Consider the following 22,578-nt stretch of genomic DNA (forward strand, 5'->3'; position numbering starts at 1 on the left):
GATGAGCGCGCCGAGAACCGCCTTCGCATCGGGACGGTTCTACGGCGCGCCCACCATCGAGCGCCGGCTCCCTGGCGTGCGGCTGGCTCACCTGGCCGCCACCATGAGCGCCGAGCACGTCGACGAGCACAGCCACGACGACGCGCACTTCGTGCTGGCCACCCGGGGCCGCTACGAGACCACGGCCTGGGGTCCCGAAACCGAAGGCCCGGTGCTGGTCTACAACCCGCCCGGCGTCGTCCATCGCGACCGGTTCGTCGAGGCCGGCGGCTACTTCCTGGCCGTCAGCTTCGCGGCGGGCGACTGGCGAGCCCTGGCCGACGGCGACGCGGCGATCGACGCCTTGCGGCTGACCGGCCCGGCGGCCCGCCGCGCGGCCCTGCGCCTGACCAGGTCCCTGCTCTCCTCCGACGCCGAACCGCTGTCGCTGGAGGGTCTCAGCCTCGAACTGGCCGCCGAGGCCCTGGCGCCGTCCCGCGACGGCCAGCACCGGCCGCCCTGGCTGGACCAGGCCGAGACCTACCTGGCCGACGCCTTCGACCAGCCGATCGGCGTGGCCGACCTGGCCCGCGCCGCCGGCGTGCATCCGGTGCACCTGGCGCGCGGCTATCGCCGCTGGCTGGGCGCCGCGCCGGGCGAACGTTTGCGGACCCGGCGACTTGAGCGGGCGGCCGACCTCCTGATGCGCGGCCGCTCGTCGATCGGCGAGATCGCCCTGGCGGCGGGCTTCTGCGACCAGAGCCATCTCAACAGGCAGTTCCGCCACGCCTATGGCGTCACCCCCGGTGAATTCATGCGCCTGTGCGCCCCCAGGGCCGCGAGACGCCCGGATGTTTCAGGCGTCCAAGACGAGCCTTTCGCCACACCTTAGCTAGGCCGGGAACCCCGTCGGAGTCGCCCTCGTGAAACGCTTCCTGTTCGCTGCCGCCCTGGCCCTGACGCCGTTGTCCGGCGCCAGCGCCGCCTCCGACATGCCATCGGCCGCTCCCGCCGCCGAGGGCATGTCGGCCGAGAAGCTCCAGGCCATGTCCACGGCCATCAAGGCCGGGCAGTTCCAGAAGGTCACCAGCGTGCTGGTCGCCCGCCACGGCAAGCTGGTCTTCGAGGCCTATTACGACGAAGGCCGGCCGGACGGCGGCGCCGAGGCGCGGCGCAACACCCGCTCGGTGACCAAGACCGTCACCGCCATGTTGGCCGGCGCGGCCATCGCCCGCGGCGCGATCCCCAGCGTCGACGCCCCCATCAAGCCCTATCTCAAGGGACGCCCGCCCGCCGCCGCGCCCGATCCCCGCAAGAACAAGGTCACGGTCGAGGACCTGATGACCATGAGCTCGATCGCCGAGTGCGACGACGACAACCAGTTCTCGCGCGGCAACGAGGAGCGGATGTACCTGATCGAGGATTGGGTCGGCTTCTATCTCGACCTGCCGGTGCGCGGCTTTCCCGACTGGGCGCCGAAACCAGCCGACGCGCCGTACGGCCGCAGCTTCTCCTACTGCACGGCGGGCGTGACGACGCTCGGGGCCGTGGTGCAGGGCGCGGTCGGCAAGCCCCTGCCCGCCTTCGCCCGCGAGACGCTGTTCGGCCCTCTGGGCATCGAGGGCGAACGCTGGCAGGTCTCGCCGCTGGGCCTGGCGCAGGGCGGCGGCGGCCTTGGCCTGCGCAGCCGCGACCTGCTGAAGCTGGGTCAGCTCTATCTCGACGGCGGCAAGTGGAACGGCGAGCAGGTGCTGCCGGCGGCCTTCGTCGCCGCCGCCACCGCGCCGCACGCCAACGCGCGCCCCGACACCGACTACGGCTACCTGATCTGGCTGCAGACCTTTTCCGGCCACAAGGCCTGGGCGATGAGCGGCACGGGCGGCAACAAGGTGGTGATCGTGCCCGACCTCGGTATCGTGGCCGTGATCACCACGGTCAATTTCGACGTCCGCCAGCCGCACGCGATCAGCGAACGCCTGCTGACCGAACACATCCTGGCGGCCGTCACGCCCTAGGCATGGCGAATCCGCTAGGCTGGCGGCATGAGCAAGGTCCTCGACATCGTCACCGCCGTGATCCGCGACGAGGCCGGTCGCATGCTGCTGGTGCGCAAGCGCGGCACGGCGATCTTCATGAAGCCGGGCGGCAAACGCGACCCCGGCGAGGACGACCTGACCGCCCTGACCCGCGAGCTCGACGAGGAGCTGGGCTGCCGGCTGGTTTCGGCCGACCTGCTGGGCCGCTTTTCGGCTCCGGCGGCCAACGAGGCGGGCTTCACGGTGCAGTCGGCGACCTATCTGGCCGTGGTCGAGGGCGAGATCACCGCCCAGGCCGAGATCGAGGAACTGGCCTGGATCGATCCCGCCGCTCCACCCGCCGGCATGCCTCTGGCGCCGCTGCTGAAGGACGAAGTGATCCCCGCCCTGCTCGCGCTCGCCTGAGCAGCCGCAACCCGTGCTATAGGGCGCGGATGACGACGATCTACATCGACGCCGACGCCTGCCCCGTGAAGGACGAGACCTACAAGGTCGCGGCCCGCAACGGCCTGAAGACCTATGTCGTCTCCAACAGCTGGATCCGCGTGCCCGCCACCCCGGCCATCGAACAGGTGGTCGTCGACGCCGGCCCCGACGTGGCCGACGACTGGATCGCCGAGCGCGCCGGTCCCGGCGACGTGGTGGTGACCAACGACATTCCGCTTGCCGACCGGGTACTGAAGGCCGGCGGCCAGGCCATCGCGCCCAACGGCCGGGTGTTCACGGCCGACATGATCGGCTCGGCCCTGGCCTCGCGCTCCATCGGCGAGCACCTGCGCTCGATGGGCGAAGTGACCAGCGGTCCCAAGGCCTTCGGCCCGCAGGACCGCAGCAAGTTCCTGCAGGCGCTGGACCAGGCCGTGGTCAAGGCCCGCCGCGTGGTCGTTCGATGATCGAGATCACCAGCTGGCTGCGCATCGACGAGGACGAACTCGTCGAAAAGGCCGCCCGCGCCTCGGGCCCCGGCGGCCAGCACGTCAACAAGACCTCGACGGCGATCGAGCTGCGCTTCGACGTGGCGAACTCCCCGTCGCTGACCGACGACATCAAGGCCCGGCTGACGGCCCTTGGCGGCAGCCGGATGACCCAGGAGGGCGTGCTGGTGCTGTTCGCGCAAGGCCATCGCTCGCAGGAGATGAACCGCCAGGACGCCCGCGAGCGCCTGGTCGAGCTGATCCGCCGCGCGACGGAAAAGCCCAAGCCCCGCCGCCCGACTAAGCCGACCTACTCCAGCAAGCTCAAGCGCCTGGAGACCAAGACCAAGCGATCGGGCGTGAAGTCGATGCGCGGCCGCGTCCGTCACGACGACTGACCGCGCCGGACGACCCTAATCGTTGACGCCGACGCCCGCGCGGGCGCCGTCGGCCTGTTCCTGCACGAAGAAGGCGGCCTTGCCCTGGTTGAGCGGGGTAAGCACGCCGTCGACGATGGTGCCCGCCAGGTTCTCCAGGACGATGTCGGCCGAGCCCTGCCCGCCGTCCTGGACCATGATGTTCCAGGGCATCATCTGGTAGCTCTTGTCGCCGACCTGCACGGCGTAGCCCGAGGCCTGGGCGGCCGCGCGGATGTGTTCGAAAACCTGCTCAACGGTCATGTGGTGAAGCTCCCCCTTCACGGCCCTTAGCAGCCGGAGAGCTCCACCTTAGAGCGCAAGCCCCTTAACCGGAGATTGCGCCTCGCGATGATCGACGTCGCGTTCAGGCCATCGCCGGCAGCGGCGGGCCGAACGAGAGGATCTCGTCCTTCCAGTCCGGCTCCGGAATCAGCCCGCCCAGCATCTTCTTCAGATAGAAGGCCAGGGCCGACTGCTCGTCGGCGCTCAGTTCCGAACAGGCTTCCTGGTGCAGGGGCGCCAGCTCGCCGCGAATCTGCTCCAGCAGCGCCGCGCCCGTGTGGGTCAGCCGCACGACGACCTTGCGGCGATCGTTCGGAGCCCCGCCGCGTTCGACCAGGCCGTCGCGGATCAGGCCGTCGATCGACCGGGTCAGGGTCGTGCGATCGGCCGCCGAAAGCTTGGCCAGCCGCGTCATCGAACACTCGCCGAACCGGGCCAGCGACAGCATCGCCACCCATTTCGGAAACGACAGACCGTGACGCGCAACATGATCGGCGGCCATAGCCCGCCGATGTTGCTCGGTCTGGTACATCAAATAGCTCAAATAGCTGGGCAGGGGCATGGATTGCCCCTCCCTCAAGTCATGCTCAGGCATGGTGTCCCCCCGCGCCGTGCGCCTTGATCTCACAACCTCTGCTGTCGCGCAATCGCCACGAGGTCCCTAGCCCGCGCAGCGTTCACCATGTCGCGAAACGCCTGTCTCGTCCGCACGTTCCGCAGGCGAGAAAGACCCCCTACAGGCGAGTTCAGCGCCGGGGCGGAGACGGCGGCGCGGGCGCGGCCGGCGGGGCCGGAGGCGCGGGCATGCCGCGCATCACGGTGATGCGCTTGATGCGGCCGCTGCAGCCCTTGAGCGACAGGCCCGGCGGCAGGCGAGCCTCGCCGCAGGCCTCGTCCAGCTGGTCCTGGGTCAGGCCCCGCGCGCCGCTCAGGTCGACGCCCTGGAAGCGCACGCCCGTGAAGTCGGCGCCCTTGAAGTCCGTGCCGGCGAAACTGCCGCCGCGCAGGTGCGAGGCCGTCAGCGACGCGTTGCGGAACTGCGCGCGGTCGAACCGCCCGCCGCTGAGGTTGGAGCCGTTGATCTCGGCGTTAGAGAAGTCGGCGCCGCGTGCGTTCACCGACGACAGGTTCGAGCCGTTGAGCTCGGCGTTGGACAGCCGGGCGTCGATCAGGGTGGCGGCTTCCATGTTGACGCCGTGCATCTCGGACGAGGTCAGGTCGGCGCGCGACAGGTTGGCGTTCTGGAAATTGGCCCCGGCCGATTCCACGCCCGACAGCTTCGCGCCATTGAAGTTGGCGCCCTGGAAGTTGGCGGCGCGCATCTCGGCGCCGCGCAGGTCGGCGCGGGTCAGGTCGGCCGCGGCGAAATTGGAGCCGTAGAACACCGCGCCGCGCAGATCCGCGCCGATCAGGTTGGCCCTGGCGAAGTTGGCGCCGTTGAACTTGGCGCCGGTCATCTTGCGGCCGGCCAGATCGCAGCTGACACACACCCCGCCGAGCGACACCAGGCGCGCCACGTCCTTGTCCTCGATCGAGGCCTTGGCCTGGGCCTGGCCGGCCAGGGTCGTCAGACCCATGACCAGGGCGGCGGCGAGTGTCATGCCCATGCGGGCCATCGGCGGTCTCCGTGCGGTCGATAAGCGACCTTGCTTGGTAACGGTTTGAGCCCCGCACCGCCGCTAGACCACTTAAATCGCGGTAATGACGGGGATTCGGGATCCCCGTCGCCCGCCAAACGCTTGTTGGCCTTAGCCTCCGAGCGCCCGCCGCGTCAAACCGCCACGCCTTCGGCGACTAGTAGAAAGTCACGTCGTCGAGCTCGAACCAGAGCTTCGCGCCGGCCGGACGCTCGCCCTCGACGCCGACCTGCAGCAGGTCCTTGCCGGTGAAGACGGCCTTGTCACGCCCAGCCGGCGTGAAGGCGCTGAACGGCAGCTCGATCGTCTTCCACTGCGACCCGGCCTCGACCTTGGTCGTCCAGCGGCCGGCGGCGCCGACAAGGCTGACGACATAGGCGCCGCCGTCGCCGCGCAGCGACAGCTTCACGCCCTTGAACGCCGAGGCGTCGGCCGGAACCACCGAGCCCCGGGTCAGCGGCAGCAGGATCCCCGCCGAAGCGTCGTCCTTGGTCGCCATGCGGGCGCCGACGCTCAGCACCTTGCCGCCGCCCTCGCGCTCGATGACCTGCGAGACTTCCAGGCTGCGGTCGCGGCCGCCGTCGAAATCATCTAGCCGCAGGGTGTCGAGGCTGGTGCGGCCGTCGGCGCGTTCGAAGTTGTCGATCAGCGCCCCGGCCTTCACCGCCGGCGGGGTCATGCGGTCATTGGCGGCCGAACGCGTCGCGCCGGGGCCGAACGACAGCTTGCCGTCGATGAACACCCGCTCGACCTTGCGGGCGTCGGAGATCGTCTCCCACGGCTTGCCGGCCACCAGCACGAAGTCGGCCCGCTTGCCGGCCTCCAGGGTGCCGCGGTCGGCCAGCAGGTTCATGGCCCGCGCGCTGCCGGCCGTGCCCACGGTGAGCGCCTGGGCGGGCGTCAGGCCCGCCTGCACCAGCAATTCCAGTTCGCGCAGGCTGGAAGAGCCGTGCGGCGTGCCGGTCATGCCGGCGTCGGTGCCCAGGGCCAGCGGCACGCCGGCGTCATAGAGCGCCTTGGCGTTGGCCAGGGCGTAGCCGAACTTCAGGCGGCTCTGGCGCGCGCGCGGGCTGTCGGGGTCGGCTGGCGGCCTGGCGCCCGGCTTGACCGGTTCGTACACCGCCAGGGTCGGGGCGTAGAACAGGCCCGAGGCCTTGATCGCCGCGATCGTGCCTGGATCCAGCGGCGCGTCCTGCAGGCTGTGGGCGATGACGTCGACGCCATTGCCCGCCGCGACCTTGCCCTGCTCGACCGTCACCGTGTGGGTAAGCACCTTCAGCCCGTACTTGTGAGCGGTCTCGGTCAGGGCCTTCAGGGTCCAGGCGTCCATGGTGGTGTTGTCGGGCGCCGAGCCATAACGCCAGCCGTCGGTGAAGGCCTTGATGGCGTCGGGCTTGTAGGCGGCGATGGCCTCCACCGCGGCGCGGGCGCCTTCCGGGGTGTCGACCCAGCGGGTGGTGGCCTGGTCGGCCCAGTCGGCGCCGTGGCCGCCCGGGGTGCTGATGCGGGCGACGAGGTTGACGTGCGGCGCGGTCAGGGTCCCAAGCCAGGCGCGACGCGGCGCGAAGCTCTCCGGCTGCTGATGGAAGTCGTTCACCGTCGTCACGCCGGAGGCGACATAGGCGTCGGCGATCTTGGGGATCACGGCCGGGGCGCCGTTGGGCGTCCAGTGGGTATGCACGTCGAACAGGCCCGGGATCAGCGCCTTGCCCTTGGCGTCGACCACCGTAGCGCCCTTGGGGGCCTTGACCTTCGGGCCGACGGCCAGGATGCGGCCGTTCTCAACTACCAGGGTCCCGCGATACGGCGCCGCGCCCGTGGCGTCGAAGATCTCGGCGTTGATCACCGCCAGCGGCTGGGCGGCCGCCAGGGAGGTCGAGAGCGCGGCGGCGCAGAGGCCGCCGAGCAGGATGCGGGCGCGGGTCATGGGCGGTCGTCCTCGTTCGAAACGGGCGCTTTCAGACGCGCCCGTTCCTCATGACGAACCAGGCGCGCAAAACCAGCAGTCCTCCCCGCCGATAGGCATGCCGGGCGGCAAGGTTTCCACCGCGCCGCTGCGCGGCGCCGCCAGCGTCTTGCGTTCGTCCGAGGTCAGAAAGCGCGCGATCCGCGCCGCCTGGTCGGCCTCCGCCCCCTTGCCCTTCCAGCCCGAGAGGGTCTTGGCGTAGCGCAGCAGCGAGGCGTCGATCTGGGCGGCGGCGGTCGGCGACAGGGTCTTGTCGTCGAGCACGGCGACGAGGTCTCCGATCAGGCGGGCGCGGACACGGCGACGCAGTTCGCCCGTGCGGCCGTCGGCCTGGGGCCCGCCCGGCGCCACGGCGGCCAGCAGCGCGTCGACCGTCTCGGTCACATCCAACTGGCCCGGGTCGCGGCGCTTCTGCTCGACCAGCCGGTTCAGGCGCGCCGGGGTCAGCAGCAGCGACAGCGGCAGGTCGGCGGCGGTCTCCGCGGCGGTCGGCAGGTCGAACACCGAGGCGCCGGAGGTCGGGAAGATCTCGATGGCGTAGGCCTTGTCGCGCGAGCCCGACATCCCCGACGACAGCAGCGACAGCAGCGGGTCGGGCAGGTCCAGCGCCGTGGGGTCGAGGGTGCGGACCAGCGCCGCCAAGGCTCGGCGCTGGTCGGCCGCCGGCGTTGCAGGCGCGGCCTCGCGGCCGTCGCCGACCACCGCGTAGCCGTAGTCGACCCCGCCGACGAACTTCGCCGCCGCCTCCACCTGGTAGCGATGGAAGAGGTAGATCGGCACCAGCGCCCGGCGCAGGTCGGCGGCGGGCGAGCCGGCCGGCACGCTGTTCAGGCCGAAGCGCGACAGGGCGATGCGGCGCACGGCCATGACGTTGTCGAGCTCGACCACCGGATCGGCGCCGTTGTCCCACAGCGCGCCATAGGGCTGGGCCGAGGCCGCGCCGCGGGCGTCGGCGTCGGAGACGTAGCGATAGCCCTTGGCCTGGGCGTCGCGGGCCAGCCTGTCGAGACGCGCGGCCTCGTCGCTTCCGGGCGCCCCTTCGGAATAGAGCCAGTCGATGGCGAAGGCGTCCCAGGCCCCCACGCCCTTGGCGTAGGCGTCGGAGAGATCCAGGCGGTCGCCGTCGATCTTCACCAGCGGCGCGGGGTAGTCCATCACCGAGGCGCGGCCGTACACGCTGCCCGCGAAGTTGTGAGACAGGCCGATGGCGTGACCGATCTCGTGGGCGGAGAGCTGGCGGATGCGGTCCAGCGCGATCTGGATCGGATCGTCGACGCCGCCCTTCCCCGTCTTGTCGGCGCCCAGCAGGCCCTCGAAGATCATCCGGTCCTGGCGGATACGCAGCGAGCCCAACTGGACGACGCCGCGCACGATCTCGCCGGTGCGGGGATCGACGACCGTCGTGCCGGTGGACCAGCCGCGCGTCTGGCGGTGGATCCAGTTGACGACGTTGTAGCGCGCGTCCATCGGATCGACGCCCTCGGGCAGCGGCTCGACGCGGAAGGCGTCGACATAGCCGGCGGCCTCGAACGCCTGGTTCCACCAGCGGCCGCCCTCGACCAGCGCGCCGCGCACCGGTTCGGGCGCGCCGCGATCGACATAGAAGATGATCGGCTTCTTGACCGGCGACCGGACCGCCGTCGGATCGGTCTTCTCGAGGCGGAAGCGGCGCACCAGGCGCTGCACGGTCGGCTGCTCAAGACCGACGGCGTAGTCGGCGAACAGCACCTGGGCCGAGGTGCCGGTGCGCGGGTCGAAGGCCCGCGGCGTGAAGCCGGGACCCGGCAGGCGGATGAAGCTGTGATGCACGCCGAAGGTCACCGACCGGGCGTCGGGGACGATGCCGGAGACCTCGCCGCCCGGATCGTCGGCGGTGAAGGTCTGGCGGGCCTCGAATTCGAGATTGTCGGGGAAGACGCCGACATGGCCGAAGTCGACATAGCTCAGCGTCGGCGCGGCCTTGAAGCCGCCCTGCTTGGCGTCCTTCAGGGCGCCGGTGATGTTGAAGGCGTCGCGCAGCAGGAAGCCGGCCAGGTCGACCGTGAAGCCGCCGTCGGGCGTCTCGCCCGCCACCTCGCCCGACCAGACCACCGAGCCGGGGAAGCTGTCGCGCACCGTCCGCTGCTCCTCGACCGTGCCGCCCACGGCGCGGAATCCGAAGTTCTCGAACTCGGCCAGCACGCGCTTGCCGACGCGGCGGAAGACCAGCACCTGGGTGTCGCCCGTGGCGGCGCGGTCAAGGCCAACGGGCGTCGCGCCGAGGCCGCCGCTGAGGCTGGGCTGATAGAGGAAACGGCCGGAAATCCCGTCGGCGTCGGGCGCCGGCAGGGTGACCAGGACCGCGCCCTTGGCGGCGTCGGTCCTGACCGGCAGCAGGCTGGGCGCGGCCGCCGGCGTCACAGCGGCGACGGCCGGAGCGGCCACGGCGGCCGGCGCGGCGGACAGCGTCAGGACGGCCAGCGCGCTCGCCATGGCCAGCGTCCCCAGCGAGGCGCCGCCGAAGTCCGATTTTCTCATCTGCCCCTCCGATTCCCGCTCAAGTCGCGGCGGGCGACGGTTTCGCCCCGGGCCAGGACAGGCAAGCCTCTTTTTGCTGGAACGAGCCTCAGCGGATCTCGCGGGCCAAGGCGCGGGCGACCAGCTCTCCGGCCTGCCTGCAACGGTCCAGGTACGGGCGCGGGGTCTGCATCGGACGCGGGTCGGTCCTTAGGCGATCGGGCTGCGGATGGCTGGAAAGCTGGATCATGAGCCGGCCGTGTCGAAAGCCCGCGCCTCGGCCTCGAACTCGGCCAGGGCGGCTTCGGCCGCGTCGGCCATCCGGCTCCAGCCGGCGAGGACGGCGTCGAGATCCGCCGCTGAGGCCTCAGGCGCGGTCAGCCCCGCCTCCAGATCGTCGAGCACCGCGTTCCAGTCGCCGCGCAGGCCGCGAACGCCGGCCACGGTCGCCGCCAGGCCAGCCGCCGGGGCGGCGATGTCGTGCAGGGCGATCTCGCGGCGCGTGCGCGGCGAGGGACTGAACGTCCATTGCTGCGTCGGCAGGCCCGTCTTCTCCCACAGGCGCAGCGGCGCCCCGGCCTGCACCTCGGCCACGTCGAGCGCATGTTCCGGAAAGGCCACGTTCTCGAGCGTCGCGCCCTGGCGCGGCGGCACACGGAAGAGATCGGCGCCGACCGGCAGTTCCGCCAGAGCGCCCACGCGCGGCGGCGGCCCCTCGCTGATCAGCGGGAAGCCGAACGGCGTGGCGGCGTTTGCCAGCGTCCACAGCTTGTCGTCGGCGGTGATGTGAAGGTGCAGCGCCGGATCGGCGGCCGAGCGCAGACGATGGGCGTCGGCGATCTGGTCGAGCTGCAGCCGCCAGAACTGGCGGGCCGCGCCCCCCTTCACCGGCTCCAGGCGCGCCACGCCGTCGTCATCATAGGACAGGCACAGTTCCGGCGCTTCCCGAAGCGAGATGCGCACCGCCGGGTCGCGTTCGAAGGCGGCGAAGGCGGCGGCGAAGGCCCCCGCGCGGGTGGCGAAGCCGCGCATCGCGGCGGACAGGGCGGTGGCGCGATCGGCGCGCATGCGGATCTGCAGCCGCAGCGCCTCCAGCGCCGCCTCGTGGTCGCCGCTCAGCAGTTGTCGGTAGAGCGGCGGCGCCACGTCCCGGCCGTATGAGACCAGATCGCGGGCGAACGCGGCCATGCCGAGCTGCAGGTCGAGCCCCTGGCCTTGCAGCACGGCGTCCAGGCCGGTCCAGGCGGCGAGCAGCCTCTGGGCTTCGACGCACGGCTCGCTGGCCTCGACGGCCCGGCCGCCGCGACGCGGCTCCAGGGCCGAACCGACCACTTCGCCCAGAAAGTCGACGATGTCGCGACGATGGCGCGAAGCCTGCAGCGCCGTGCGGGTCTCGCCGGCGACGCGGCCCAGCGCGGCGACGTCACGCCAGTCGGCCAGGCCCAGGTCGAACAGGTTTCCCGATTGTGCGGAGCGGCCGCTGGCGTCGCCGGCGAAGAGCAGAAGCCCGTTCATCGCCAGCCCCGCGGCTCAGGCCGTCGGTCCTCGATGCTTCGCAACGCCGCAACTCCACCCCTGGGGTCGGCGATGGGCCGCTCGCGAGCGTCACGAGCGGCCCCCGCCCCGCATGCGAAGAGCCCCCCAAGACTTCCTCGCGCGCCAATGGCCTGGGAAACCCGGAGCCGTCATGGCGAGACGACTCCGGGTCCCTGATCGCTGGACGTCCGCTCTGGAGGCTTTTCGGCCCGGCCGTCCGTGATCTGCGACAGAATGTCCCAAGCCCGTAAGCCCTGCTGTGCAATTTTTCACAGGGGGTGCGACGAGGTTTTCAGCGGCGCGAAAGATTGAAGATCGAGACCGGCGGGAAGCTCTTGCGAGGCGTGGTGCGACCCACGTAGCCGCAGCGATAGCGGTCGGCGTGGTGGGTGGCCAGGATGCCGGCCATGGCCTCGCTGACATAGGCCGCGCCGGGCGCCACGTCGGGCTCGATGCGGGCAGCGACGACCACGTGGGCGCCGACCACCGCCTGGGCGCCGGTGATCGGGTTCACCCGCAGATGCACCGGCCCGTAGTGCCCGCCGATCCGCAGGCCCAGGTGCCGCGGCAGGCCGCGCGCGCGCAGGTTCAGGCGGCGATGAGCCTCGAGCAGGACCAGCGCCGCCTCGGCGGCGTCGGAGGGCTGATCGAACACCAGGAACACCCCGTCCCCCCAGGTCTCCACGTGCTCGGCCGGTGCGGCCAGGCCGGCGATGGCCTCGGCCATGCCCGCCATGATCACCTCGAAGAAGGCCGGCACCTGCGCGTCGTGCAGCGCGCCGAAGCCGCGCACGTCGATGAACAGCATCGCCTTGACCCCGCGCTCGCCCCCGTCCGCCGCCGAAGCCGCCACCTGGGCGGCGTCGGGCGCGGGACGTTCGAACGGAAGGACCGTCTGCGGCCGGCCGGTCTCGCGCCAGTAGGCGATGTCGGCCGCGGCCCCCGCCGGCCCGGCGGCCGGCCGGCCGTCCCAGACCGCGACCTGCACGGCGCGCGTCGACAGGCCCTCGGCCCGCAGGATCGCACAGCCGACGGCGAAGCGACTGGCGTAGGCGAAGACCTCGTCGTCGCCGGCATAGGGGTCGCGCGCGGCGAACCGCACGGACGCGGCCCGGTCGAGGCAGGTCTGGAACCGTTCGACCCACGCCTCCCCGAACGGCCGCACCGAGGTCTCGACATAGGAGGCCATGGCCAGCGGCGCGACGACGTGCAGTTCCGCCCCGGCCTCCAGCAGCGTCTCGGCCCACAGGATGTCGGCGCCGGCCGCCAGACCGCCGTAGCCGAAGCCGATCTTCTGCGCCCGCACGAGATCGGCCATGCGGGCCTTGAGGTCGGCTTCCTCGCCGGCGGCGCGGACGGCGAACATGTGGCCGGTGAAATGCGCCGTCGCGGGCGGCCGCAGGATTTCGAGCCAGGCCGTCGGCGCGCCGAGCTCGGCGGCAATCATCGAAAGCTGGCGCAGGGTAGAGGCGTGGGCCGAAAGACTGGTCGGGGCGCTGGCGACCGCGGCGGCCAGCATGTCGGCGGCGGCCTCGCGCCGGCCCAGCAGGAACAGCGCCTCGGCGCGGCTGGCGCGGTCGAAATAGCCGGCCTCCCCTTCGGCGGCGCCGCCGCCGGCATCGTCGAGGGCGGCCATGGCCAACGAGGCGGCGCGGGCGCCTTCTCCCGCCAGCAGGCTCATGGTGGCGGCGTTCACCAGGCCGTAGCGCCCGCCGCCGTTGGTCGCGGCGGCGACGTAGTCGCGCGCCGAAGCGCGCGCGAAGGCCCGTCGGCGCGGGCCGTCGGCGCTCAGGGCCACGTCCTTCAGCAGACGGGCGCCCAGCGAAAGGGCTTCGGGATCGGTGGAATGCGAGAGGCCCAGGCGCACGAACTCGGCGCGGGCGAAATCGGTGGCGCCGGCGCGGGCCAGCGAGAGCACGGCCGCGTGGGCCAGGGCCAGCGAGCCTTGCCCCTCGTCGAGGGCGCGGCGCGCCAGATCGTAGGCGGAAAGATGCTCGCCGCGTCTAAGCAGCGCGGCGAGCTCGTCGAAGGACGCTTCGGCGCTCAGCTTAGCGGCCGGTGCCGTTTTCGATCAGCGGATCCAGGTCGATCGCCTGGCCCAGGGCGTCGTGCATGAACAGGCTGTAGACGAAGATGCCCATGCGCTTGCACTCGTACACGACGCGGAACTGCGAGTACGGAACCGGCTCTTCGGCGCCCGGGGGCGTGTAGTTGGTCCAGTAGTAGCTGGAGAAGTTCTGACCCCAGTCGTTCTCGAACGAGATCGGGGTCGGCTGGAAGCCCCAGCCCTTCGACAGCAGGTCGTCGCTGAGACGGAACTGCAGCACGCAGCGCTGCTTCAGGTCGAGGTCCAGCGGTTCCGGCGGGTTCGGGAACAGGTCCATGAAGCTGAGGTTGCCGTCGAAGCCGACGATGATGTCGATGACCAGATCCGGTTCCGGGTTCGTACCGTTGTGGCTGAGCATAGAAAATTCCCCCTATAGGCGAGTTAACCTAGAGATGAATCGCGTGAAAACGCAACGAAGTCGGGTCTCGCATACCCACGTAAACGAAGTTTGTTCACTATGGCCGTCGCCTCGGAAATTCTTCCCTGGCTGTGGAAAGCCCGGGCCAGGATGTAGAGCGCCTCGGGCGACAAGCTGTCGCGACGGGGTTCCAGCACCCTGATCACCTCGTCGGTTCTGCCCTGCGCCAGGTGGGCCATGCCCAACAGCCAGACCTCAAGCTCGGCGTCGCCCTTGCGTCCCGTTCGGCCGGCCAGGGACTGCTCGATCTCGCGCGCGGCCGCCTTGGCCGCCTCGGGCTGGCCGTCGACCTCGGCCAGACGGATCGCCTGCACCCGGAGCTTTCCGTTTAGACGGGCCATCCAGGCGTAGACCTCGGGATTGAGGCTCCGCAGGCGCTCGATCCGGCGCACCGCCTCGGCATGGACCGCGCGCGCGGTCGCCACGTCGCCAGCGGCGAAAGCGACGTCGAAGGCGTCAAGCTCCGCATTGGCCGCGTAGTCCAGCCAGTTGGCGTTCTCCGGATCGAGGGTTGTCAGCTCTCGGAAGCCGCGCCGCGCCCCGTCGACCAGCCGGCGGGCTTCATCGACGCGACCCAGGTCCAGGGCCCGCCGCGCCAGGGCCAGCTGGCCGGCGTAGAGCTTGGCGGTCATCGGCCGGTTTTCGGGATCCTTCTTGAGCAGGCCGGCCACGATGGACTGGGCGATGGCGCGCTGCTCGTAGGCCTGGGGCATCTGGCCCAGGCGATAGTGGGTGTCCGACAGCCAGGCGTGGGCGTCGGCCAGATCCTTCACCGGCTGCGTCGCGTCCGGCGCCGCCTTGGCCGCCGCTTCGAAGCGGATGCGGGCGTCGTCGAAAGCCGCCAGCGCGTCCTTGTTGCGCCCCTCGTCCAGCAGCAGCGTGCCGAGGTTGTTGCGGGCGTAGGCGACCTCCATGCGCCAGTCGAGGTTGTTCGGATCCAGCCTGGTCAGCCGCTCGGCCAGTTCGCCATAGCGTCGGAACCCCGCCTCGGCGTCGGCCGTCCGCGCCAGCCGCCAGTCGACATAGGCCAGCCAGAAGACGTTCTGGGCGTGCTCGTACAGGCGCTCGCCGTCCTGCGGGTTGCGGTTCGACAGGGCTTCGGAGGTCAGAGCGGCCTGCGAGAAGGCCTGGCGGGCGCCCTTCAGGTCGCCGCGCTTGTCGCGGATCTCGCCCAGCAGGGTCTGGGCCTTGGCCTGCTGCGAAAGATCCTCGTCGTCGAGGTCTCGGGGGTCGACATGGGCGTAGTGGGCCAAGGCCCGGGCGCCGACGCCGTCTAGCACGTCCAGGCGCCCCACCGGCTCCAGCTTCTTGCGAAGGTCGCCCAGCATGTAGGCGACGAGGTCTTCGGCCTCGGCGCGCTGGGCCTCGGCCTCGCGGCGAGCGTCGAAGGCGACCACCGCCAGGGCTCCGGTGACCACGGCGACGCCGAGCGCGCCCGCCGTGGTGGCGGCCATCCAGCGCGAGCGCCGGCGGGCGTCGCGCTGGATCAGGTTGTCCAACCGCACCCCGAGCAGCGTCGCGGCGACCTTCAGGAACGCCAGGCGGTGCCCGTCGCCGCCGGGGCGCAGGTCGGCCGCCAGGGGCTCGCCGCCGGGCGGAAAGGCCTCGCGCAGCAAGGGCGGCAGGCAGTCGATCACCTCGCCGCCGCCTTCGGGGCTGTCGACCAGGACGCAGATCACCCGCTGGGGACCGTGGGTCGACAGGAAGTGACGGATTTCCTCGCCCACCCACTTGGAGCGCCGCGACGCCTCCGAACAGACGACGATCAGGTGCTCGGAACGGTCCAGCGCCTCGCGAATCGCTCCGCCCAGATCGGCGGCGGCCGAAAGCTCGGCGCGATCGCGGAAGATCGGCCGCAACGGACGCGCATCGGCGGGCCCGGCGCCCTTGGGCGGGCGATAGGCTTCCAGCCGCCTGTGCAGCCAATCGACCAGCTTGCCGTCGCCATGGCTGTAGCTGATGAAGGCCTTGTAGTTTAAGTCCCCCATTGCCCCTCGACTCTCCCCGTACGCGAACTCAGGAGCGGCGATTATGGACTCTTCCGCGAACGCCGCCACCGCTGGCGCTTCGAACGCGGCAGGCTTCGGCGATCAGGCCTCCCGTCTACAGGCCCTGGCCAGCTGCCGCCTGCTGCGCCACATGGCGCCGGCGGAGGTCGAGAGCCTGGCCGCGCGCATCGAAATCCTGTCCGTGCGCCGCGGCGCGCGGCTGGTGCAGCGGCACGATCCAGGCGGCGCGATCTACGTGGTCGTCCAGGGGCTGCTGCTGGTGAACCAGTACGCGCGCTCGGGCCGGGAGGTCGGCTATCGCCGGCTGCAGCCGGGTTCATACTTCGGCGAGATCGCCGCCATCGACCGCCTGCCGCGCTCGGCCAACGTCACCGCCCTGACCGAGGCCGTGGTCGGCCGGCTGCCCGAGGCGCTGGTCGCCGAACTGATGGCCAGTTCGGCCAACTTCACCCGCGCGGTGATGGAAGACCTGGCGGCCATGGTGCGGGCGCTCAGCAGCCGGGTGTTCGAGCTGAACGCCGTCTCGGCGCCCTGCCGGGTTCAGATGGAGCTGCTGCGCCTGGCCACCGACGTCGGCATCGAGGACAACCGGGCGGTGCTGACCCGCGCCCCGACCCACGCCGAGATCGCCGTCCTGGCCGGCGCCCAGCGCGAGGCCGTGACCCGCGAGCTCAACCGGCTGGAGACCCGCAACCTGATCGCCAAGCAGGGCCGCACCCTGACCATCCTCGACATCGACGGCCTGGTCGCCGAGATCGAGCGCCTGGGCGGAGACGAGCCGGAGCTCTAGTTCCCCGCGCTCTCCTGCAGGGCCCGGGTGACGCCGTTGGTCCAGCCGAAGCCGTCCTGCAGCGGATACTCCCCGCCCCCGCCGGCCTTGGCCTCCTCGACGTCGTACTTCTCGAGCATCTTGCCGCTGGCGCGATATTCGCGCTCGACGGTAGCCAGCCAGCGATCCGAGACATCGGAAGCCAGGCCCGTCTCGCCGTAGCGACGCAGACCGGCGACGGCCACCCACTGCAGCGGCGCCCAGCCATTGGGCGTGTCCCACTGCTGGCCCGTGCGGCGTGTGGTGGTGCGCAGGCCGCCCGAAGCCAGCAGCTGGGCGCGGGTCGCGGTCGCCACGGCCTTGGCCTGCTCCGGCGAGGCCGCGCCGACGAACAGCGGGTAGAGGGTCGCGGCGCTGAGGGCGTCGATCCGCTCGCCGCCTGTCCACAGGTAGTCAAGATAGACGCCGCGCGAGGCGTCCCACAGCACCGAGTCCATGGCCGCCTTGCGGGCCTTGGCGCGGCCGTCGAACTCGGCGACGCACGCCGTGTCGGCGATACGCGCGCAGCCGGCCGAGATCGCGCCTTCCAGGCCGTACATCAGGGCGTTGAGGTCGACGGGCACGATCGCCGTGGTGCGGATGGTCTTCAGGTGCTGGCCGTCGGCCATCCAGCGCGAGGAGAAGTCCCAGCCGCTCTCGGCGCCGGCCCGCAGGTCGCGGAACACCTCAGAGGGCGGCCGCCCGGTGGCCAGCGACGCCTCTCGGGCGGTCTCGAGGTCCTCGCGGTAGGACTCGTCGCGCGGCGTGACGCGGTCGTCGTAGTAGCGGTTCAGCACCGCTCCGCCCGGCAAGGCGACGACACGGCGCCAGGCCTTGCCCGGCGCGACGCTCTTCTCGCCGTCCATCCAGAAGGCGTGCTCGCGCCGCATCAGGTCGACGCGGGCCTTGACCACCGCCGGGTCGCTCGCCTCCGACAGGCCGACCATGGCGTAGAAGAACGGCGGCTGCGAACGGCTGAGATAGTAGGTGCGCGCGCCGTTGGGGATGTGGCCGTGGGCGTCGATCAGGCCGCCGAAGTCGTCGATCATGCTCTCGACCAGATCGCTCCGCCCGTCGAGCTTGAGGCCCAGCATCGTGAAGTAGCTGTCCCAGTAGTAGATCTCGCGGAAGCGCCCGCCCGGCACGACAAACGGCTTGGCCATCGCCAGGGCCGAACCGCCGGCCACGGGCTTGACCGGCTCGCGGGTAAGGTGTGGCCACAGCTGCGCGACGTGGGCCTTCAACGTCGTGCGCTCGGCGCTGGGCGCGGGCGCAGCGCGGGCCTCGGGCACGACGAAGTTGGCGCGCACGAAGCGCTTCAGCTCGGCGTCGGTGAAGCGGGCACGGACGCGGTAATCCTTCAGGATCGCGGCGGGGTCGCGCCTGGGCGTGGCGTCCACGAAGGTCTTGCCGTCAGGGAACAGCCGCCGGGTCTGCACCTGGTGGAAAAGCTCTTGGTAAGTGTCGGCGGGCGTTGCGACTTCCGCTGCCGGGGTCTGGGCCATGGCGAGCGGCGCCAGCGCCGTCCAGGCCGCTGCGGAAACGACGGCGAGCAGGCTAGCGCGGATCATCGGGGCCTCATCGAAGAAAAAGGACGCGGACCGGCAGGGAGGAAGCCGGCCCGCGCGCAGGATCTGTTGCAGGTCAGAACCCGCAAGATGGTTAGAAGTTGTAGCCCACGCTGAGCCGCACTGACCGCCCCAGGATCGGTCGCGCGTTGGCGCCGCTGGTCGAGCGCGGATCGCCTTCCGTCAGCCCGTGGCTGTCGGTGAGATTGTCGCCGGCGATCTGCACGTCGAAGGCGCCCACCCGGAAGATCGCGCCGAGATCGAGCTTCTCGTAGCCCTTCAGCACCTGGGTGTTGGCGTTGTCGGCGTAGCGGTCGTCGACGGCGCTGAGCGTGCCGTAGAAGGTGGCGTCCACGGTCCCCAGCTGCACGTCCCAGCTGGGCGTGAACCGGATCTGCCAGTTGGGCTGGCGCTGGGCGCTGTTGCCGGCGTTGGCGGGGATCGACGACTGCTTGATCTCGGTCTTCTGGAAGGTGCCGTTCAAGGCCAGGGACAGGCCGAAGTTCGACTTCCAGCGGCCGTCGAGCTCGATGCCGCGGGCCTTGTTGGTGTTGCTTTCCTGGACGCCGCCGACGTCGGCGAACTTGGCGCCCTTGAACTCGTTGGCGAAGCCGGTGGCGTAGAGCTCGAACGGACCGCTGCGCAGCTTATAGCCCAGTTCGTACTGGTCGACCTTCAGGGTGTCGGTCAGGTTTTCGCGGAAGTTGTCGAAGCTGGGGAACTTGTAGCCCCGCGAATAGCGCACGAAGACGCCCGAGACGTCGTTGAGATCGTAGTTGGCGCCGACCGTGTAGGAGGTCTTGCTGTTGCTGTAGTCGGTGGTGCGGATGGCCAGGCCATCCGGATAGCCGGCCCCGTCGTCGACCACGTAGTCAGTCTTGAACCGCTCGCGACGGACGCCCAGGTCGATGCGCAGCGCTTCCGTCGCCTGCCAGGCGTCGGCCAGGTACAGCGCGTCCACCCGCCCGTCGCCGGCCGAGACCAAGCCGTAGTTCCAGCAGCCCGAACCGCTGCCGGCCGTCGCCAGGTTGGCGCAGGAGACGTTGGCGGCCAGGTAGTCGCCGTTGGCCTTCACCTGCATGGGACGGAAGTTTCCGATGGTCCAGAAGTCGTCCGACGAGAAGCTGGAGGCGTAGTAGCCAGCCGACACCTCGTGGCTTCCGAAGCTCTTGGAGACGCTGAAGTCGTTGGTCAGCGCCTCGATCTCCTTCTCGACGATCCACGCGCCCCAGGCCTGAACGTAGTCGTTCGCGCCCAGCGCCGTCCCGCCGCGCGTGGCCACGCCGCCGCCGATGACGGTGGCCACCGACGAGGCCGTCACCGCCCCGCCGTCCGGCACCAGGCCGTAGGTGTCGGCGTCGCCCTTGGTGAAGCTGAAGCGGTCGCGGACGGTCCAGCCGTCGCCGAAATCGTGCTCGAAGCTGCCGCCGACCACATAGCCCTTCCAGCCGCGGCCGTCGGCGAGGTCGAACTGGCGCGTCGTTCCGTCGGCGTGGACCTGCAGGGTCTGGTGACGCGAGAGCTCGCCGATCTGGGTGTAGGTCCCCTTGTCGACGCCCGGCACGTTGATGGCGAACGGCAGGTACCAGGCGCCGTGGTCGTCGGTGGCGCGGGCGTAGAGGTTGATCTTGCCGTTCTCCAGCTTCTTGGTGAGGTTCACCGTGAACTGCTGGCCCTTTTCACTGTCGAACTGGGTGTCGCGCACGCCGGGCGAGCGGCTGACGTAGCCGCCGACCATGAAGAACAGGTCGTCGGCCAGCTTGCCGCTGACCACGCCGTCGATGCGGCGCAGGCCGTAGTCGGAGGTCGAGGCCTTCACCAGGCCCTTTGTCTCCTCGCCGCCTTCCTTGAGCATGAAGTTGGTCGTCAGGCCCGGCTGGCCGTTGGAGAAGATCGGATTGGGACCTCCACGCAGGGCCTCCATCCGCGAGATCGTCTCGTCGACGCGGAAGATCGACGAGTTCTCCAGGAACGACAGGGTCGAGGGCGGATAGATCGGCGCGCCCTGCAGCTGGATGGTCAGGAACTCGGCGTCGCCGGTGGCCGGGAAGCCGCGCACGAAGACGTTGGCGCCGGCCACGCCGCCCGAGGTCTCGACCCACACGCCGGGCACCAGGGCCAGCAGTTCGGCGCTCGACTTGGGCGAGGCCTTGGTGATGTCGGCGGCGTTGACGGTGCTGACCGCGAAGCTGGCCGACAGCTTGTCGATGCCGGCGCCGCCGGGAGTGCCGACGACGATGACCTCCTCGACTTCCGAAGGCGCCTCGGGCTGGGCCGGCGGCTCGGCGGCCACGGCCGGGGCGGCCTGGGCCGTGGCGCTGGCGGCGACCAGCAGGCCGCGGCCGCGAATGGCGTAGACGCCGCTGGCGGTGGACTGGGCCACCATGTCGGAGCCGGCCAGCAGGCGCTTGAGACCCTCTTCGGCCGAGAAGCTGCCTTTCAGCCCGGCGCTGCGCTTGCCGCGGATCTGGGTCTCGTCGAAGGCCAGTTGCTGGCCCGAAGCTCGGCCGAAGGCCCGCAGGGCGCCGCCCAGGTCCTGGGCCGGAATGTCGAAACTGTAGGTCGCGCGCTGCTGGGCGTAGCCGGCGGTCGGCGCGGTCAGGGCCGCCAGCACGGCGGCGGTAGCGGTGGCGGCGCCCCAGACGAAGCGGCGGTCGAAGCTCTTGCGCATCTTTCCCTCCCTCGCGCCGATCATTGTTCTTTGGCGGCGCTTTGGTCAGTGAGACGCCTCAGTCCGCGGAAGACTCACCAGCGCCGCTGATCTTTTTTTGCCCCCCGTCACTTTGCCGCCTGGCGATCCGCAGCACCGTCTCGCCAGACGTCGGCTCGGCCCGCACCGGCAGCACGGCCGTGACGCCGTCGACGAAGGCGCGCGTGTCGCCCGAGGTGAAGACGCCGCTGATCTTCAGCCGGCCGACAGCCGGATCGGCGATCCGCAGCTTCTCGCGAGCGTAGCGATTCACCCGCTCGACGGCGAGATCCATGGGCTCGTCCTGGAACACCAGCTGGCCGCTTTCCCACGAGGCCGCGCGCGACGGATCGGTCGGCGAAACGATCGTCGCGTCCGAGGTCGTCGAGGCGACCAGTTCGTGGTCCGGCGTCAGCAGACGTTCGGCCGGCGCGCCGTCGACCTTCAGGGACGGCGGCGGCCGGCCGCGAGCCCCCTCCCCGTCCAGCACGGCCACGTGGCCCTCGTAGAGCACCACGCGCATCTGGCCTGGCAGCTTCTCGACGCTGAACGTGGTGCCGACGGCGACCACCAGCTTGCCGTCGGCGGCCACCGAGAACGGCCGCAGCGGATCCTTGGCCACCGAGAACTTGGCGCGGCCCTCATCGAGCCACAGCCGGCGCCGGCCGCCGTCGTAGCGGACGCGTAGCACGGTGGCGGCGTCCAGCGAGGCGCGCGAGCCGTCAGGCAGCTCGACGATGCGGCGCTCGCCTTCCGTGGTGCGATAGACGTCCGGCAGGCTGGCGCGCCAGGCCAGCCCGCCGCCCGCCAGGGCGGCCACGAGGCAGGCCGCGATCGCGCCGCCGATCACCACGCGACGCCCGGGCTTGCGCGACCATTGCGCCTGCTGGGCCCGCCGCAGATCTTCCAGGGCCTCGCCCCGCAGCGCGACCATGCCAGGGCTCATGGCCTGATCGTCGATGGCGCGCCAGGCGCAGACGGCGTCGTCCAGCAGGACGCGGTGTTCCGGATCGGCGGCGAACCAGGCTTCGAGCTCGGCCTGCTCGGCGGGCGACAGTTCGCTCTCGGCCAGGCGCACGCACCAGGCGGCGGCCGCGTCCAGGGCCTCCTCGGGCGGGGCGTTGCTCATGTCGGGCCCATTCATTCCCCGGCCCTCGTACGCTTGGTCAGGTGGCCCATGGCCTTGAGAATATGCTTCTGCACGCCGCTGGTGGTCATGCCGTAAAGCTGAGCCAGTTCGGCCTGCTTCATGCCCTCCAGCCGGAACAGCAGGAAGATGGCGCGGGTGCGCTCGGGCAGTTCGCGCAGGGCCTCGGACACCTCGCCAAGGCGTTCGCGGCCCATCAGCACGCGCGCCGGATCGAGGGGCTCCAGGTCCAGCGGCTCGGCGCGGACGGCGGCGCTGTAGCTGGATCGCACCCGCTCGCGCCGCGCCCGGTCGCGCAGCAGGTTGGCGGCCATCTGGAAGATGTAGGCGTCGGCGTTGTCCATCGCCCGCTCGCCCTCGGTCAGGGCCAGCTTGGCGAACAGCTCCTGGGTCATGTCCTCGGCGTCGCTGTGAGTGGCCGCGCGGCGCATGAAGAACGCCATCAGCGCGGGCCGATAGCGCCGATCCAAGCTTCCCAGATCCTGTTCACTCTTGGCCCGCACGGTCCGTCTCGACAGCTTTCCCGGAGTGCATGACGCACATCCTCGCCGGATGCACACCGGCGGG

At 70.8% G+C, this 22,578-nt stretch carries 20 protein-coding genes; 6 read left to right on the plus strand and 14 right to left on the minus strand.

What is annotated here, in order from left to right; all coding sequences use genetic code 11:
• The first annotated feature begins 1 nt into the window (after position 1).
• The 5 genes from C1707_RS22470 to arfB are packed head-to-tail and all read left to right on the plus strand — an operon-like array spanning position 2 to position 3,327.
• Positions 2–871 carry a helix-turn-helix transcriptional regulator gene (locus tag C1707_RS22470; RefSeq protein ID WP_101714290.1) on the plus strand — a complete coding sequence of 290 codons (870 nt, stop codon included), beginning with the start codon at positions 2–4 and terminating at the stop codon, positions 869–871.
• Between the two features lie 31 nt (positions 872–902).
• On the plus strand, positions 903–1,994 hold the full coding sequence (locus C1707_RS22475) for a serine hydrolase domain-containing protein (protein ID WP_101714291.1): 1,092 nt from the start codon (positions 903–905) through the stop codon (positions 1,992–1,994).
• 27 nt (positions 1,995–2,021) lie between these two features.
• Complete coding sequence (locus C1707_RS22480; RefSeq protein WP_101714292.1) at positions 2,022–2,420, plus strand: NUDIX hydrolase; 399 nt, start codon at positions 2,022–2,024, stop codon at positions 2,418–2,420.
• Positions 2,421–2,449: 29 nt separating this feature from the next.
• A complete protein-coding gene (locus C1707_RS22485) occupies positions 2,450–2,908 on the plus strand; it encodes a YaiI/YqxD family protein (protein ID WP_101714293.1) in 459 nt (152 codons plus the stop codon).
• A complete protein-coding gene (gene arfB, locus C1707_RS22490; protein ID WP_101714294.1) occupies positions 2,905–3,327 on the plus strand; it encodes an alternative ribosome rescue aminoacyl-tRNA hydrolase ArfB in 423 nt (140 codons plus the stop codon). The genes C1707_RS22485 and arfB overlap by 4 nt, the downstream gene beginning before the upstream one ends.
• Positions 3,328–3,342: 15 nt before the next feature.
• Here the strand turns inward: arfB and C1707_RS22495 are convergent, their stop codons facing one another.
• From C1707_RS22495 to C1707_RS22535, 10 genes are all read right to left on the minus strand, one after another.
• The gene (locus tag C1707_RS22495; RefSeq protein WP_101714295.1) at positions 3,343–3,609 is read right to left on the minus strand and encodes a hypothetical protein; all 267 of its coding nucleotides are present in this window, start codon (positions 3,607–3,609) and stop codon (positions 3,343–3,345) included.
• A 103-nt stretch (positions 3,610–3,712) separates the two neighbouring features.
• On the minus strand, positions 3,713–4,192 hold the full coding sequence (locus tag C1707_RS22500; RefSeq protein WP_240633794.1) for a MarR family winged helix-turn-helix transcriptional regulator: 480 nt from the start codon (positions 4,190–4,192) through the stop codon (positions 3,713–3,715).
• A gap of 184 nt (positions 4,193–4,376) precedes the next feature.
• Entirely contained in the window at positions 4,377–5,246 is an 870-nt protein-coding gene (locus tag C1707_RS22505; protein ID WP_101714297.1) for a pentapeptide repeat-containing protein, read from the minus strand.
• A gap of 178 nt (positions 5,247–5,424) precedes the next feature.
• A complete protein-coding gene (locus C1707_RS22510; RefSeq protein ID WP_101714298.1) occupies positions 5,425–7,194 on the minus strand; it encodes a CIA30 family protein in 1,770 nt (589 codons plus the stop codon).
• A 48-nt stretch (positions 7,195–7,242) separates the two neighbouring features.
• Positions 7,243–9,750 (minus strand): zinc-dependent metalloprotease, encoded by a 2,508-nt coding sequence (locus C1707_RS22515; protein ID WP_240633795.1) that lies wholly within the window; start codon positions 9,748–9,750, stop codon positions 7,243–7,245.
• An 88-nt stretch (positions 9,751–9,838) separates the two neighbouring features.
• Positions 9,839–9,979, minus strand: coding sequence for a hypothetical protein (locus tag C1707_RS26315; RefSeq protein ID WP_164467439.1), 141 nt, complete (start codon positions 9,977–9,979; stop codon positions 9,839–9,841).
• Positions 9,976–11,244, minus strand: coding sequence for a hypothetical protein (locus C1707_RS22520; protein WP_101714299.1), 1,269 nt, complete (start codon positions 11,242–11,244; stop codon positions 9,976–9,978). The genes C1707_RS26315 and C1707_RS22520 overlap by 4 nt, the downstream gene beginning before the upstream one ends.
• 313 nt (positions 11,245–11,557) lie before the next feature.
• Complete coding sequence (locus C1707_RS22525; protein WP_101714300.1) at positions 11,558–13,312, minus strand: tetratricopeptide repeat-containing protein; 1,755 nt, start codon at positions 13,310–13,312, stop codon at positions 11,558–11,560.
• Position 13,313: 1 nt separating this feature from the next.
• The gene (locus tag C1707_RS22530) at positions 13,314–13,730 is read right to left on the minus strand and encodes a hypothetical protein (protein ID WP_101714301.1); all 417 of its coding nucleotides are present in this window, start codon (positions 13,728–13,730) and stop codon (positions 13,314–13,316) included.
• Positions 13,731–13,753: 23 nt separating this feature from the next.
• Complete coding sequence (locus C1707_RS22535) at positions 13,754–15,778, minus strand: toll/interleukin-1 receptor domain-containing protein (protein ID WP_101714302.1); 2,025 nt, start codon at positions 15,776–15,778, stop codon at positions 13,754–13,756.
• Positions 15,779–15,821: 43 nt separating this feature from the next.
• Between C1707_RS22535 and C1707_RS22540 the strand changes: the two genes are divergently transcribed.
• Positions 15,822–16,589: a Crp/Fnr family transcriptional regulator gene (locus tag C1707_RS22540; RefSeq protein WP_240633797.1), complete on the plus strand. Its 768-nt coding sequence runs from the start codon at positions 15,822–15,824 to the stop codon at positions 16,587–16,589.
• Here the strand turns inward: C1707_RS22540 and treF are convergent.
• From treF to C1707_RS22560, 4 genes are all read right to left on the minus strand, one after another.
• A complete protein-coding gene (gene treF / locus C1707_RS22545; RefSeq protein ID WP_101714303.1) occupies positions 16,586–18,178 on the minus strand; it encodes an alpha,alpha-trehalase TreF in 1,593 nt (530 codons plus the stop codon). The two genes, C1707_RS22540 and treF, sit on opposite strands and share 4 nt — an antisense overlap.
• Before the next feature lie 91 nt (positions 18,179–18,269).
• Positions 18,270–20,846 (minus strand): TonB-dependent receptor, encoded by a 2,577-nt coding sequence (locus C1707_RS22550; protein ID WP_101714304.1) that lies wholly within the window; start codon positions 20,844–20,846, stop codon positions 18,270–18,272.
• Positions 20,847–20,904: 58 nt separating this feature from the next.
• Positions 20,905–21,993, minus strand: coding sequence for a FecR family protein (locus C1707_RS22555; RefSeq protein WP_101714305.1), 1,089 nt, complete (start codon positions 21,991–21,993; stop codon positions 20,905–20,907).
• 11 nt (positions 21,994–22,004) lie between these two features.
• Positions 22,005–22,481 carry an RNA polymerase sigma factor gene (locus tag C1707_RS22560; protein WP_240633798.1) on the minus strand — a complete coding sequence of 159 codons (477 nt, stop codon included), beginning with the start codon at positions 22,479–22,481 and terminating at the stop codon, positions 22,005–22,007.
• Between the last annotated feature and the right edge of the window lie 97 nt (positions 22,482–22,578).

Source organism: Caulobacter flavus, from assembly GCF_003722335.1.
Taxonomy (GTDB): Bacteria; Pseudomonadota; Alphaproteobacteria; order Caulobacterales; family Caulobacteraceae; genus Caulobacter; species Caulobacter flavus.

Coding starts and splice junctions, on each gene's coding strand:
- C1707_RS22535 (WP_101714302.1), bottom strand. CDS start 15,778: ATGGGGGACTTAAACTACAAGGCCTTCATCAGCTACAGCCATGGCGAC.
- arfB (WP_101714294.1), top strand. CDS start 2,905: ATGATCGAGATCACCAGCTGGCTGCGCATCGACGAGGACGAACTCGTC.
- C1707_RS22510 (WP_101714298.1), bottom strand. CDS start 7,194: ATGACCCGCGCCCGCATCCTGCTCGGCGGCCTCTGCGCCGCCGCGCTC.
- C1707_RS22550 (WP_101714304.1), bottom strand. CDS start 20,846: ATGCGCAAGAGCTTCGACCGCCGCTTCGTCTGGGGCGCCGCCACCGCT.
- C1707_RS22500 (WP_240633794.1), bottom strand. CDS start 4,192: ATGCCCCTGCCCAGCTATTTGAGCTATTTGATGTACCAGACCGAGCAA.
- C1707_RS22505 (WP_101714297.1), bottom strand. CDS start 5,246: ATGGCCCGCATGGGCATGACACTCGCCGCCGCCCTGGTCATGGGTCTG.
- C1707_RS22515 (WP_240633795.1), bottom strand. CDS start 9,750: ATGAGAAAATCGGACTTCGGCGGCGCCTCGCTGGGGACGCTGGCCATG.
- treF (WP_101714303.1), bottom strand. CDS start 18,178: ATGATCCGCGCTAGCCTGCTCGCCGTCGTTTCCGCAGCGGCCTGGACG.
- C1707_RS22555 (WP_101714305.1), bottom strand. CDS start 21,993: ATGAGCAACGCCCCGCCCGAGGAGGCCCTGGACGCGGCCGCCGCCTGG.
- C1707_RS22530 (WP_101714301.1), bottom strand. CDS start 13,730: ATGCTCAGCCACAACGGTACGAACCCGGAACCGGATCTGGTCATCGAC.
- C1707_RS22470 (WP_101714290.1), top strand. CDS start 2: ATGAGCGCGCCGAGAACCGCCTTCGCATCGGGACGGTTCTACGGCGCG.
- C1707_RS26315 (WP_164467439.1), bottom strand. CDS start 9,979: ATGATCCAGCTTTCCAGCCATCCGCAGCCCGATCGCCTAAGGACCGAC.
- C1707_RS22495 (WP_101714295.1), bottom strand. CDS start 3,609: ATGACCGTTGAGCAGGTTTTCGAACACATCCGCGCGGCCGCCCAGGCC.
- C1707_RS22480 (WP_101714292.1), top strand. CDS start 2,022: ATGAGCAAGGTCCTCGACATCGTCACCGCCGTGATCCGCGACGAGGCC.
- C1707_RS22520 (WP_101714299.1), bottom strand. CDS start 11,244: ATGAACGGGCTTCTGCTCTTCGCCGGCGACGCCAGCGGCCGCTCCGCA.
- C1707_RS22540 (WP_240633797.1), top strand. CDS start 15,822: ATGGACTCTTCCGCGAACGCCGCCACCGCTGGCGCTTCGAACGCGGCA.
- C1707_RS22485 (WP_101714293.1), top strand. CDS start 2,450: ATGACGACGATCTACATCGACGCCGACGCCTGCCCCGTGAAGGACGAG.